This window comes from Desulforegula conservatrix Mb1Pa (genome assembly GCF_000426225.1).
Taxonomy (GTDB): domain Bacteria; phylum Desulfobacterota; class Desulfobacteria; order Desulfobacterales; family Desulforegulaceae; genus Desulforegula; species Desulforegula conservatrix.
In genome coordinates this window covers 1-13847 of record NZ_AUEY01000048.1, presented here as the reverse complement: position 1 = coordinate 13847, position 13847 = coordinate 1, and the positions used below count along the sequence as shown (strand labels likewise).

9 protein-coding genes are annotated in these 13847 nt (G+C 46.3%); 1 reads left to right on the top strand and 8 read right to left on the bottom strand.

Going from position 1 to position 13847, the window contains the following annotated elements:
* From K245_RS0115000 to K245_RS0114970, 7 genes are all read right to left on the bottom strand, one after another.
* Nucleotides 1-993: a 3-dehydroquinate synthase II gene (locus K245_RS0115000; protein WP_027359893.1), complete on the bottom strand. Its 993-nt coding sequence runs from the start codon at nucleotides 991-993 to the stop codon at nucleotides 1-3.
* A gap of 202 nt (nucleotides 994-1195) precedes the next feature.
* A complete protein-coding gene (locus tag K245_RS0114995) occupies nucleotides 1196-1993 on the bottom strand; it encodes a 2-amino-3,7-dideoxy-D-threo-hept-6-ulosonate synthase (protein ID WP_027359892.1) in 798 nt (265 codons plus the stop codon).
* A 671-nt stretch (nucleotides 1994-2664) separates the two neighbouring features.
* Complete coding sequence (locus K245_RS0114990; RefSeq protein WP_027359891.1) at nucleotides 2665-10152, bottom strand: DUF4347 domain-containing protein; 7488 nt, start codon at nucleotides 10150-10152, stop codon at nucleotides 2665-2667.
* Nucleotides 10153-10240: 88 nt separating this feature from the next.
* Nucleotides 10241-10672 (bottom strand): GNAT family N-acetyltransferase, encoded by a 432-nt coding sequence (locus K245_RS0114985; RefSeq protein WP_198013898.1) that lies wholly within the window; start codon nucleotides 10670-10672, stop codon nucleotides 10241-10243.
* Nucleotides 10673-10849: 177 nt separating this feature from the next.
* Nucleotides 10850-11407 carry a phage tail protein gene (locus tag K245_RS0114980; RefSeq protein WP_027359889.1) on the bottom strand — a complete coding sequence of 186 codons (558 nt, stop codon included), beginning with the start codon at nucleotides 11405-11407 and terminating at the stop codon, nucleotides 10850-10852.
* A 17-nt stretch (nucleotides 11408-11424) separates the two neighbouring features.
* Nucleotides 11425-11949, bottom strand: a complete 525-nt coding sequence (locus tag K245_RS0114975) for a phage tail protein (protein WP_027359888.1) — start codon at nucleotides 11947-11949, stop codon at nucleotides 11425-11427.
* A 13-nt stretch (nucleotides 11950-11962) separates the two neighbouring features.
* On the bottom strand, nucleotides 11963-12475 hold the full coding sequence (locus K245_RS0114970) for a phage tail protein (RefSeq protein WP_027359887.1): 513 nt from the start codon (nucleotides 12473-12475) through the stop codon (nucleotides 11963-11965).
* Between the two features lie 606 nt (nucleotides 12476-13081).
* Between K245_RS0114970 and K245_RS0114965 the strand changes: the two genes are divergently transcribed.
* Nucleotides 13082-13405, top strand: a complete 324-nt coding sequence (locus tag K245_RS0114965) for a DUF6916 family protein (protein WP_027359886.1) — start codon at nucleotides 13082-13084, stop codon at nucleotides 13403-13405.
* Nucleotides 13406-13635: 230 nt separating this feature from the next.
* Here K245_RS0114965 and K245_RS24750 read toward each other — a convergent pair.
* Nucleotides 13636-13847, bottom strand: a 212-nt coding sequence (locus K245_RS24750) for an ATP-binding protein (protein WP_035277388.1), incomplete at its 5' end; no start/stop codon positions are given.

Below are 13847 nucleotides of genomic sequence, written 5' to 3'. Positions count from 1 at the left end.
CTATTTTTCCGTTATGGTTTCCTCGATCTTATGCCCGAAATGACGGCCACCAGCCTCAACAGTAACAAGCACCTTGTCGCCTGCTTTAAGCGCAACCACTGAAACAGGCTCGCCAGCAGGAGATGTAAGCCTTATAGTCTCGGCATTCTGAACTATTGTAGCAACTGTTCCGCTTCCGATTTTTGCTGTGATCAGCATCATGGGGCGTTTTTCAATCTTGAGCCTGCCTATTATGGCTTCTTCAGCGCTTCCCTTATGATCAAAAAGAAGAACCTTGTCTCCGGCCTTTAGCTCTGAAAGATATCTGGTCTTTCCGCCCGGAACTCTTGTGTATGCGTGAACAGCGCCTGCATTCACCCTGAATGGTCTTGGTGCGACATATGGATTTTCAACTGTCTCTGCGTGAACAAGAAAAAGTACGCTGCTGGTATTTCCGACAAGCATGCCCTGTCCGACCTTCATGGATGTGCAAGTGTCAACGCAGACCCTGTCTCCCATGCCAATAGGCTTGACTTCAAGGATTTCGGCCTCTTCAATTTTAGTGCCTTCATCCGATCTTTTCAGGATACTTAAGGCCTTCTGAAGCTCTCCAGCGTCATCTGTGTGGATCATAACCTGATTAACGCCTATTTCGAGAATACTGAAAGCTGTTTCTGCCTCTTCATAAGTCTTTACGATAGGGACAACATCAGCGTTTCTCGCAATAAGGTTTTCCAGAGGAATGATCGTCCAGTCCGGACATTCCAGAATGACAAGTTTTTCCTTTGTAAGCCTTATAATCTCATCTTCATCGTCGCTGCTATTGATTGGAATGGTAACAGCATCTTTGCCAGGAACAAGATCACCATCAGATGCAATTACTGTTACAAGACCAAGTTCTTTTACCTTCTGGCCAAATCCGTCTTCTACCATTATTCCGTCAGCACCGCCTTCAAGCGCGGTGAGAATCAGTTCCTTATCCCAGGGGTCAACCTTTACCCATATTTTTCTCATCTTATTTACCCTTATCTATTCAAAAGAATACTTGCCTACGGCAGATACTCTGCACTGGCCTCCGGCTGGTCGCTTTTTTGAAAAAAAGCTCCGCAAAAAACTTCAAGATTAAGGAGGCGGCTTAAACATGTCTTTTGATAATTTTTGCCGCTTTTCTTATATTATATTGTAAACACAACTGACGCTTTAATGAGGTTTTGAATCAGTTGAGGTACTTCATCGCCTCGCCAACATCCTTGCCTTCATGGATAATCGCATAGATTGCCCTTGTGATCGCCTTTGGATCTTTGTGCTGGAAAATATTTCTTCCTATTGAAGCTCCTGCACCACCTGCATCCATTGCGCCTTTGACCATTTCAAGAATGTCAGTATCAGAATCCATTTTTGCGCCGCCTGCAATTACTACAGGAATGGAACAACCCTGAACTACTTTGCGGAAGCTCTCTTCGCTGCCTGTGTAAGAAACCTTGACAATATCCGCACCCATTTCATCGCCAACGCGGGCTGCGTGGCTTATTACGTCAACATCGTATTCATCTTTTATTTTCTCGCCGCGAGGATAAATCATGGCAAGAAGAGGCATTCCCCAGTTTCTTGCGTCATAGCTTATTCTGCCGAAATCGTTGAGCATTTCCTTTTCATCACCGTTTCCAAGATTTACCTGGATTGAAACGGCATCCGCTCCGAGTTTGAGGGCTTCTTCAACTGAACATACTATGGTTTTTGCGTTTGGTGTCGGGGAAAGGCAGGTTGAACCGGAAAGATGAATGATAAGGCCAATGTCCGGGCCTTCGCCTCTTAGACCAGCGTCCACAAGGCCTTTATGCTCGACAATAGCGTTTGCGCCCCCATCAGCCACAGCCTGAACCGCCGACTTCATGTCCCTGAGTCCTGGAATCGGCCCCATGGAAATGCCGTGATCCATTGGCACTATTATGGTTTTGCATGTGGCGCGGTTCATGATTCTTTCCATTCTGATTCTTTTACCGATGATACTCATTTCAATATTCTCCTTAAAAATTTTCCCATCAAACGCAAAAAGGGCCGCGGAGTTTTTTAGTCCTCCGCGACCCTTTAATATCTGAGTCTTTAATCGCGGCGGACCCTTGGGTCTGCCGCGGTGCTTTAAGATTTGTGGTTTAGATTGATCTTAAGGCAACACCAGGCAGACCGGTACTAAAATAATAGTACCAATAAAAGTAAAAATACTGCGCTGCATAGGTGTTTGCCATTAGTTAGATTCTTTTCCTAAATAATAATAAAAAAAAATAATTTGAATTTAATTTGCCTAATTACAGGAAACCCATATTGATGTCAATACGATTTTTAAATATATTTTTGCGTGATCAATTTGCCGCCGCAAACTCTATAATTTTTGCTTCAAGGCTTAAAAATAGACATCCTGTCCGCCAACGCCCGATACTACAGCCTCCCGCGATCATTCGCGGGAGCTTTCCTTGCCTTCACAACTTGCCCCGGAGCAGACGGTGCGTGGAAAAGCTCCACGCACTCTTTTGACTTATTTCAACAACAGTAGCCCCACAGCTAAGGCGTGGTGAAAAAAAAATCATTAACTAAACATGTAATTAAGGACTCGATATTTTGTATGGAACCTCGGTAACCATGATAACATGTTGCAAGGCCAACACCAGCAAGTAAAAATCGCATTCTTTAGAGCTGGCCTTTATTTTTCCTTATAATTGACAATATTCCAGCGAAAACAGCCATAAGAAACACATAAGTCTTATAGCCCTCTGAAGCAGAAGCGATGAAACAGGAACCATTTCCTCCGCCATGCCCTGAATCACTATTGTTCGGTTCGATAGCTGAAATTGCTGCATCCGGGAGCCCCGCCTTGTGAATGATTACTCCGTTTGCGCAGCCGTCTGCGTCTCCATATCCTCCGTCCTTCATTTTCACGGTGATGCATTTTCCGTCGCTGCTGAAGATAACGTTGGATGAATAGTCATACCATCCTGAATCTGTACTGAAAGCTCTCCATCCTGATGATCTGTCCAGGGCCTTTGATGAGTAGACCTGGATTTCAGCTTCTGCTCCTGGCTCGGATATTTTAGCTCTAAGCTCAAGCATTCCAAGAGGCTGGTCTTCTGCCCTTGTTTCGCTTTCAGATGCCACAATCGCTGACCCGATGGAAAGCACATTTCCGGTTCTTTTAACGCCAATCATTACATCGCCCGATGCTGTTTTTGTCCTGAGCATGTTTGTCTGGCTTGCGTCGTCTGTTCCGTCCGCGTCAAGGTCAGTTGAAGAGCTTATCTCAAAGACATCCGCCACACCGTCATTGTCCGTGTCGTCCGGGTTTATAGATACGACCGTGAATCTCGATGCCTGAGACCATTCTGTGACGTTGCCATTATTATCTATGAACCTCGCCCTCCAGAAATATGTAGAACCAGGGGTGAGTGCAAGATAAGGAACCTTCACAGAATAAAGGCTGGTCGCTCCTGTATATGAAAATACAAGGTCAAATGGCGCAAAATCCGAGGTCTTGCTCACCTGCCACTGGGTCTTTGCATGTGTTCCGAAGCCGTTTATGGCTCCATGTTCCATCACGCTTAGTAACGGAGTCATGGGCACATCTACGGCCCCGTTCTCAGGTGATATCTGGCCAGGGATAAAGGCGCCATTCGTGTCATTGTCAGTATTAACGACGCTTACGTCAGAAGGATCTATTCCGTTATAGGAAGGATCATCTGATACTGAAGCCCCTGTGACAATGAAATAGGACTGATCTCCATCAACAAGGTCATCATCTGCGCCAATAACTGAAACTATATGTGGATTATTCCAGTTTTCTGGAGTGAATACGAGACTCGAAGCTGATAAAACTCCTTCTGACAGGTCAGAGCTTGAGAGGCATATGGTAACTTCAGAAGAAGGCGCAGAGCCCAAAGTTACTGTGAAGGTCGCAATGGTTCCGTACTCTGACGTGTCTCCACTTATCTGGCTGACAGATATTGTTCCCTGTACAGGAACTACATTTATTTTTACAACTGCGGCATAGGCTGTTATCAACTTTGTGCTTATCTTAAGGGCGTTTTCTCCGCTCCTAGTCGAAGGAACGCTTATCCAGGTATTTTCGTCATGGTCATAGGCAAGGGCTTTTATGTCATCCGCTCTGTATCCCTCAGGGATAAGGGACTCTGCGTATGGCACGGAAATGCTCACATCTGAACTACTCTTTGAACCAGTCTCAGAAAGAACTATACCGCCAACAAGAACATAACATCCCGGTATCTCCGGGATAAGTCCTGCAGATGCTTTTGCTGTTCTTGCCCTTGAAGCAACGCCCCATCCATGTTCTCTTGCGTAAGCAAGAAGCATCTCAGGAGTCAGAACAAATCCGCCCCGGGGAATGCTGTTAGGCTCAGGGAATACAGCGCCTGATGGAATGGTTATGACGCAGCCTATACCGGATTCGCTCGCAAAGGTAATTGTTCCTGTAAGGCGTCCAGTCTGGCCTCCTGATCCCCTTGTGAAGCTTAATGCCGTTCCTGCTCCTATGGTGACGTTTTCAAGCGTTCCAAGGTTTGTCACAGAACCGTTTATCTCACCCCCTGATACCACAGATCCTGTACTTATAGTTATGCTGTATGAAGTGTCTGGCGTTCCATCTGGAGCATGGCCTGATATTGTTCCTGTGTTTGTCACTGTTCCTGAAACGGTTCCTCCGAAAATGGCTCCATTATTTACAAAACCTGAGATAGTTCCTCCTGCGTTGTCAAGAGTCGTGCCCGATGAAAGGGTCACTCCGTTTAAAACTCCCTGATTATCAGAGTTCCCGGATACTGTTCCGCCTGTTACGGTTCCGCTGTTTGTGAGGTCTGTAAGCGTCGCGTTGTTTATTATTGTTCCTCCTGCTGCCACTGTCACGTCTGTGTGGTCAGTGTTGTTTGGAAGAACAGTGCCGGAACCAATAACCTGATTGTTGTACTGAACTTCCGGCTGCGGCTCAGGATCAGTTGATGGAGGTGGAGATGGCGCCACATACTCGCTGACGTTTATTGTCATGGTGTAAGCGGCCGCGCTGTATTCCTTGCCGTCACTGACCTCAAAATTGAATGTCGCGTAAGGGCTGGCGAAAGCATTGGCCACAGGTGTGAACTTAAGATTTCCAGCAGTAATGTCTGCTGCGGTTACCTCCTGGTTTATGGTTACAGCAACGTTCGAAAGGACAAGGGTTCCTGCGGCAGGAAGGGTTGTGAGCTTTACTTTCTGCAGACTGTCTCCTGCATCTACGTCACTGAAATTAAATTCAGAAGCCGTAAACACATGAGATGAATTCTCATTCATGTTTATGATTTTGTTCGCAGCTGTCGGCTTGTTGTTCGCGACCACTAAAATGGTGACGGTGGAAAGGGTCGACGTGCCGCCGTCTCCGTCTGAAAGTGCCACTGTAAACGTACGGGTATCAGCTACAGAAGGAGCCGTATAAAGGATGTTACGCAACAGAGTCGTTATTCCTGCGGCAGTTGCATTGGCGTTAAGGGTAATGGTCAGATTGTTGCCTGCCTGCCCGTCATTTGTCGCATGAATAGTACCAACCATTGTGGCACCTACGGAAACAGTCTCTCCGGCCGCTATTGCCGCATCACCACCCGAAGTGACAGTTGTGCCGTCAACGCTGAAACTGCCGTTGGCTGTGCCTGCTGTCTGGATAATTACAAGGGTGCCTGTGTTGAAATCTGCGGAATCAGGGTCTGTTACAGTCGCATCAGCGTTTTTGTCCAGATTTGTACTGCCAATAGCAACCACGCTGTCAGACATGTCACCGTCAAGATTTGCTATTACTGGAGCATCATTTTGCGGCGTCACAGTGATGTTGAAGGTCTGGCCTGTGACAGCTGCGGCTCCGTTTTCACCTCCGTCCGCAAGGCTGAATGTGAAGCTGTCTGAAGTGGTTTCTGAACCGTTATGGGTATATGTGACCCTGCTGTTGTCTATATCGTCCTGGGTAAATGTTCCGTTATCTGCAAGAGGCGTGCCGCTGAGCTTAAGCGATCCGTTCGCAGGAACGGCCGTTACAGTGTAGGTAAGGCCTGTGCCTGAATCATCCGGGTCGTTCTCGTTGAGCTGTGCATTTGTTATGGTTGCAGTAGCACCTTCATTAAGCGTTATGCCTGTGTTTGTGCCGACCGCAGGAGAATCGTTGAAAGCGGTTACAGTAATGACAGCGGAAACGCTTGATCCTGTATTATTGTCATTGTCTGTTGCCGCGAAGGTGATGGTTCTGTTTGCCGTATTTGGGGTATCAGACGTATTGTTATACCTGATGGATTCCATTAGCATTTTCATGGTCGCGCTATCTGTAGAGCCGTCATCAACTGTTATGGCAAGTACGCCCGTTCCCGAGTTGTAAGCTGCTATGGTAACAGCCTCGCCATTTACGGTCTGGGCTCCTGTTCCATAGGTTGAAGAAAGGCTTTCAGCGACTCCGTCAGGTCTGTTGGTCAGGGTGACAGTAAGGGACTTGAAGGTTCCGTCGTCAGATATTGCGGAATCTGAGTCCGCGAGTGCAACCGCACTTCCATTTTCGGTGAACGAACCTGAATATCCGCCGCTTGAAGCTCCTGAGCTGTCATTTCCGTCAAGGTCTATTATTGGTGCCCGAACCAGATTGACTGTCACATTATTATTGGCAGATGTTCCTCCATCTCCGTCATTAACAGTGACGCTAAGGGTACGTGTAGCGGTGTTAACTGTTCCTGCGTCTGTATCCAGATACTGAAGCGCGCGGATAAGATCCTGGGTTCTTGCAATCGTTGCGTTTGCGTTCAGAGTCACCACAAGGTCCGCGCCACCGGTTCCTCCGGTAAACGTTCCTATCGTCAGTCCCCCGGAGTCAGTGTGATTGATGTTAGCCCCTGAGACAGAGATTGGCCCTGTATTGCCGACCTTGGCTACATCCTCACCAGCCTGGAGTCCGACGGTGATGGACACCGTGACATTACCTCCGTTAAAATCAGGGGAGTCGGAATCAGTCAGCGTCGCGTTAGATGTACTGTCAATATTCACGGCGGATCCTCCAATGGAAAACGATACTGTGTCTCCATTGAGGTTACTTATTACAGGCAGCTGGTTTATGTCTATGGTCGCGTTTGTTGTGTCCGCTATTGTTGTGGTGTTGCCCGCATTGTCTGTGGCTGTTACATCAACGTTTATGTTACTGCCTTCGGTTGAACCAAATGTAAGTGTATAGGTAGCAGCCCATGACCCTGCCGTGTTTGTGGCAGCAACGGCTGCTCCTCCGCCGAATTGCGAAAAATTCACTGTCACGCTGCTGATTGTGTCGCTGTTATTGTCTCCGCCAACTGTGTTATTCCATGTGGCTGTCACAGTGTCTCCAACAACATACTTTCCTCCTGAGCCGGTTGCCCCGGAAATACTGATGTTGGCATCAGTCACTGTCGGAAGCTGATTGTCCACAGTGGCATTGGTTGTGTCTGCTGTTGTGGTGGAGTTACCGGCATTATCTGTTGCGGTGACTGAAACATTGAGATTTGTTGAGTCTATGACCCCTGATACTATTATGTATGTGGCGGTCCATGTTCCGCCGCTGTTTATTGCTGCAACTGCGGCACCTCCGCCGAAAGCGCTGAAATTAACTGCAACAGATAAAATCGTATCGCTGTTATTGTCTCCGCCAGGGGTATTATTCCAGGTAGCAGTCACTGCGTCGCCCACTTTGTAAGCTCCCGCTGTACCGGTTGCCCCTGAAATACTGATCCTGGCATCTGTCACGGTTGGATATTGGTTATCCAGAGTGGCGTTGGTCGTATCTGATCTGGTTGTGGCATTTCCGGCATCGTCTGTGGCAGTGACAGCCACATTTAAGTTTGTGCTGTCCAATGCACCGGAGGTGATGGTATAGGTGGCAGTCCAGGTTCCGCTGCTGTTTGTCGCAACAACAGCCGCACCTCCTCCGAATTGCGAAAAATTTACCGTAACGCCGCTGATATCATTGTTGTTGTCTCCTCCGGCAGTATTACTCCATGTGGCTGTTACAGTGTCCCCGGTTTTGAACGCGCCTGCTGTTCCGCTTGCACCCGAAATGCTGATATTGCCGTCTGTCACCGTCGGCGGCTGGTTGTCCACGGTTGCGTTTGTGGTGTCAGCGGTTGTGGTCTGGTTGCCTGAAGTGTCTGTGGCTGTGACTGAAACATTGAGATTTGTTGAGTCAATGGATCCTGATGTAATTAAGTGCGTCGCAGTCCAGGTTTGCGCGCTGTTTGAAGCAGCAACTGCGGCTCCTCCGCCAAAAGCAGTGAAATTAACTGTAACGCTGCTGACATCAATGTTGTTATCTCCTCCGGCAGTGTTATTCCATGTGGCTGTCACAGTGTCACCGGTTTTGAATGCTCCGCCTGTTCCGGTTGCGCCGGAGATGCTGATTCTTGCGTCTGTTAAGGTTGGAGCTGTATGATCGATTGTATAGCTCTGTCCGCCAGTGAAGCTTCCATTACCGCTTCCGGCTGTACCTGTTCCTCCAAGGGAAACTGAGTTGGCATTGGTGATGCTGTCATCGTCAGCAAGATCCAGCCTGAGAGTGCCGTCCCCTGTGACGCTTGAAACAGTTACGGTATAAGTTGAGCCACTGCCTGATACTCCTGTGACGGAACCTGATGCGCTTACGGTTGTGGTGAGAGAAAAATCCGATGTATCAACACCGGATACACTTTCGCTGAAGGTTACGGTGTAATTTACGCTGGCAGCACCGGTTGGGCTTACGCCAGCCATGTTAATACTGCTTACTTCCGGCGCGTTGTTGACTGTGATATTGAGTGTATCATCATCGGTTCCACTGTTTCCATCATTGGTCTGCACCCTTATTGAAGCAGTGCCGCTGAAGTTTGCTATTGGAGAAAACGTTAGGTTTGATAGAGCTGCGTTCACATTGGCCAGTGCTCCGTTGAAAGCCATCGATGCGTCGTTGGTGCCGTCTCCTGTCGTAAAGCCCAGACCACTTGTCGTGCTCAGGCTAACGGTCCCGTTTGTGACAGTTAACGTCACTGTCTGATTGTTTCCGTCAGAATCTGCTATGGATATTCCTGAGATTGTTTTATTCTGATCGTCCTCTTTGAATGTCGGGGTTGCCGGAAGGGTCGTGACAGGATTACTGTTCCCAGGAGAAACAACCATGTCATCCATTGTGTAATCAATGGAGGAGCATGTGACACGTACCTCGTCAACATTTGAAAGATTAATCGTATGCTGGGCATAACCGGGAGTGGCGTTTACAGAAGCAGAACCACCTGTCGCGCTGCCAGACTTGTAACCTGTGAACGTTATTGTAAGAGGCCCGTTGAATGCGTCTATATATACAGTTGATACATTAAAGACACTACTGTCCAATGTCTTGAAAATGGAGGTTGTGGTGGCGACATTTGATGTTGTGCCGCTTCCCTGGGCTCCTTTCCCTGTCCTGCCGAAGTCATCGTAAGTGAAACCATAGAATGAAATCCCGTTAAAGGCGTCCCCATTCAAAGCACCAGAGCCTGTTGTTCCAAAATCAATTGAGCCTGATGTTACCGCAAGAACATAAGGATATGAGTAAAGTTTTTCCCGGCTTTTAAAAGGAAGGCTGGTTTCAATACGGCCTGTCATGTATTCGAGATTCCAGTTCCCTTTATTTTTTTCATTTCCTGTGAGATCTCTTGAGGCTGCCACATTGGCGCCGGTCAAATCAGCAAGAGTTTTTGCGAACAGTGCGCCCTTTTCGGTTTCAGCTACGTTGCAGCCGTAGATAAGTATATCGCCCCCAGGAGACAGGGCCGTTCTGAATGCCCTTGCAAGGGAAGATCTTTTTATAAGAGTCTCTGTGGTGATTTTGCTTCCGCCGAAATACAGGACTCCATCTCCACCGTGGGAAACAAGATGAATAGCCTTCTGATGTCTGCATGAAAAAAGAATATTCTCAATCTTTGATAGTTCATCACCATTGGAAACGAGTCTGACAGAGGTGATGGAATCAACATTCCTTGCCAGTAAATCATAATCCTTCAAAGAAGTATCTAATATGACTGTTTGCCTCTCGTCTTTAGAAGAACATGTAAGATTTGTCGCAAAGGATACTTGCGGGATAATAGCAAGGGTGAGAAAAACAACGATCAAAGCTTTTTTCATGAGTGCAGACCTCATATGGCCTCCTCTCCTGTAATATATTTAATTTAAATTTGTTTTTTTATTGCCTGTTTCCCTAATATATGAGGAATAATCTTCAACACATTCAACCAGGTTTTCTTTCCATCAGATCATAAACGTCAATATCTTCTATTTTTATGAAACCGGATCTCGTATACCAGTTCATTGCAGGATTAGCTTTTTCCACATGAATGGAAACAGATTTAGCTTCTGAATCAGACAAACTGAAAATATGCCTCATCAGGGTGCTGCCTGTCCCCTTGTTTCTGAAAGACGGCAGAACAGCAATATCAATTATTCTTATGTCTTTTTGTCTGGACTCCAGATACAACCTGCCTGCATCTTCGCCATCTACCCGGATAATCATAAATTCAGGGTTTCTGTATCCTCCCATGTATGCATCATGCTGAAGGATGAATTGACTCCTGAGAAAATTCAGTTTTTCGTTATCTGTCCATGAAGGGATATTAAGGATATCCTCGCGGGTAGAAACGAAAATATCAAATAGAAGCCTCATATCATCCGGGAGGCAAATCGGCCTCAGTGAAATATTGCTACCCTGGTCATTTAAAAATGTAAAATTAAGCATTTGATCACCAGTCATAATTAAAAAAACGCAACGGAGAATAATCCTGCATCCTTTTGCACAGAGGTGCTTGCGAGCCGATGTATAATCTCCGCTGCGGTATAGATGTCAGCTTCTGGTTGGAAAAACTCCACTCGTACATATGATGAAATTAATGGCCATGCACGGCTGTCTGTTTGGATGAGGGTATCCTGCTCCAGTTGATGAAATGGAGGCGCTACTCATCGGAACCTGTTGCCCCTCACTCGGCAGGGCATAGGCATTTTTTAACTGGTAGCTTGATCCTCTTGCCACATTTGGTTTGGCAGTTAGAGATGCCCCTGGCTGGGCAATATTTTTTGCCGTTGCATTCTCATTATCGGCCGTCATAGAATGCGAATGGGCAGGAAGCTCGCTCTGGCTAAGCGTTACATCGTATAAGCCGCCTGACTGCCCAATATGATACTGTGAAAGGCCGGGGCCGGTGCGTGCGCCAAGAGGAGTACGGCCCCTCATATCCGGCAGATTGAACACAGTTCTTTCGTCGCCTCCATATATGCACCCGATGACTGAATAAAGCGACGAGTTTTGAGCTATAGTAAGAACCTGACCGTCGCAGAAAGCCCAGTTTAATGGGGCGTAATTTCCTGCAAACATGCGAATTTCACCTAAAAATGGATCTGCCATTATATTCTCCTTAGCTGCTATGATCTGGGTGGATATACGCCGTAAAGGGCGATGATGAAATTTATGGCAAGAAAGGGCATCCTGTTCTCATGCGGCTGACCTGCGCCTGCTCCTTGAATGGATTCGTCCGCCATTTTCACAGGATTCGCAACGGACTGAGTATATATATTTACAGTTGTTGATCCGGCAGGCACGCTGCCAGATGGTTCGGCTGATGAGCCATTAGCAGAGGACACACAAACACCGTGGTTGTGAGCTGGCATCTGCTTCTCTGTAAGACTGACTTTTTCCTGACCTGCGCTTGTTCCCACTTTCCAGTCTGTGGAATTGTTGGAAATCCTGCCTCTGTGAACCGTAATGCGTCCTCTCATGTCTGGAAGCGCAAAATTATTTTTGGCGTCTCCGCCGAATGATATTCCAAGAAGCGAATACAGAGCCTGGTTCTGCTGAATTGAAAGCAGCTGACCATCACACAAGGCATAATTATGCGGTGCAAAATCACCGGCAAACATGTGAATAGCACCAAGATAAGGATCTGCCATTTAGTTCCTCCTTTTATGACCTGGATGGGTAAACGCCTTCAAGGGCTATGCAAAAAGCAAGTCCGAGTGACGGCTGAATATTGTAATGGTAATCGTTTCCGCCTGTTGCACCTATAATAGTGCTATTCAAAATGCTGTCAGGAGGACTCGTGATGTACATATCAGGGATTGAATTCTGCGTTTTTGCAAGCATTTTTGCTTCAGGTGCAGAGCCTGACGCATCAGCCGATACCGCCATCAAGTGATGGGAATGAGGCGGCATTTGAGATTCGTTTATAAGATATTCCTCTGCACCTATTTTTTGGCCTATCTCCGGCATATCCACTCCACGATGTACAGGTGCCAGGCCTCTCAAATCTGGCAACGCAAAACTTGTTGAACCGCTTCCTCCGTATATTTGCCCAATAACGGCATACAGAGTAGAATACTGATCTACCGGAAGGATCTGACCATCGCAGTAAGCCCAGTAGAGCGGAGCATATTGCGTGGCCCATAAACGGATTTCTCCGACAAAAGGATCTGACATATTAATCTCCTTGTTTAGATGGTTGAAAATATTTACTGCGTAAAAGATTTTCCCCACTCGAGGCAGGCTTTCAATTGGAATTGCTTAAGACTTGATTATGCACAAACACTGTTCTTATCAGATAATTATGCACTATAGTTGATGATATATTCATATTGAAAGATATTTCAATAATTTTTTAAAGCGAATAGAGAAATGCATTGTTTAGAGTGTCTCTGAAAATATGATTTTTTTGAAGTGGCAGCAAGGGGGATGATCTCTGAGATCTTGAGTTTACGCGGTATTGAGTATTAAAGTATCACACTGAAGCAGCCTGATTGAAATCTGGCAAAAACACATGAGTCCTTAATTATTCAGGGCATCCTTGAGTCAAAATGAACATTAAGACTTTAACTTCAAATAAAATATTGATATATTTTCGTGCCTGCCTGCTTAAACTGTTACTGCTCCGGTTTTATCGCCTCATAAACGGAGAATTTCTGCGGAGCTTTTTTCAAAAAGCAACCCGCATAGGCTGGCTTAATCTTATCTTGGTTGCACCATCCTGAATGCAAAGCGAAATTAAAATATAAATCACAACCCGTTCAAATTAAAAATGGAGTTAAAATGCTGGCTAAATTAAAAGCATCAGATTTTACGGGCCACGAAAATTCAAATTTCGAGGCCAGCGCAGATGACGGCAAGATTTATTGTTTCCGGCTGAAAGAAGTGGTCATGAAAAAAAGTATAAGCGGTCATCAGTTTGAGAATATGAATCGAGAGCCGTTTTCTCTTTTTTTTCAGGGGCCTGAGGGTGTAAGATTTTCCCAGGGAACCATAGGCCTGAGGCATACCCTTTTTGGCAGCGAAGAAGTGCCTGTTTTTGTGGTTGCTGTCGGAACGGATCAGGCAAACCCTTTATGCCTGACTTATCAGGCTGTTTTTAATTGAAGCTGTAAGTTATTTGGCAGGATCTCAATAAAATTCCATTCGGGTTCCCCTCTTTCAAAAAAATGAAAGAGGGGCAATGCCAATCAAACTGCTTAAATGAAAAAATATTGAAATCAATAAAATATATCTGGCCATCCTTAATGCTCATGCCGTTTGGAGAGATTACCTGATCAACGACAATTATTTTTCCGTGTCAGCGACAGTTATAATTCCCGATCCAGTTTCCTAATTTAAGGCGCATTTTCCTCACTTTTTTCCTCGTTAATTTTCTGTTTTGACTTTTCCAGCCTGTAGCTTGGCAAGTTAAGTTCAAGAATGATGCTATGATGTACAAGTCTGTCAATGGCAGCGGCGGTAGTCATGGGATCCTTGAAAATCTGCTCCCATTTGGAAAAGGGAAGATTACTTGTGAGCATGACAGATCCACGTTCGTATCGATCTG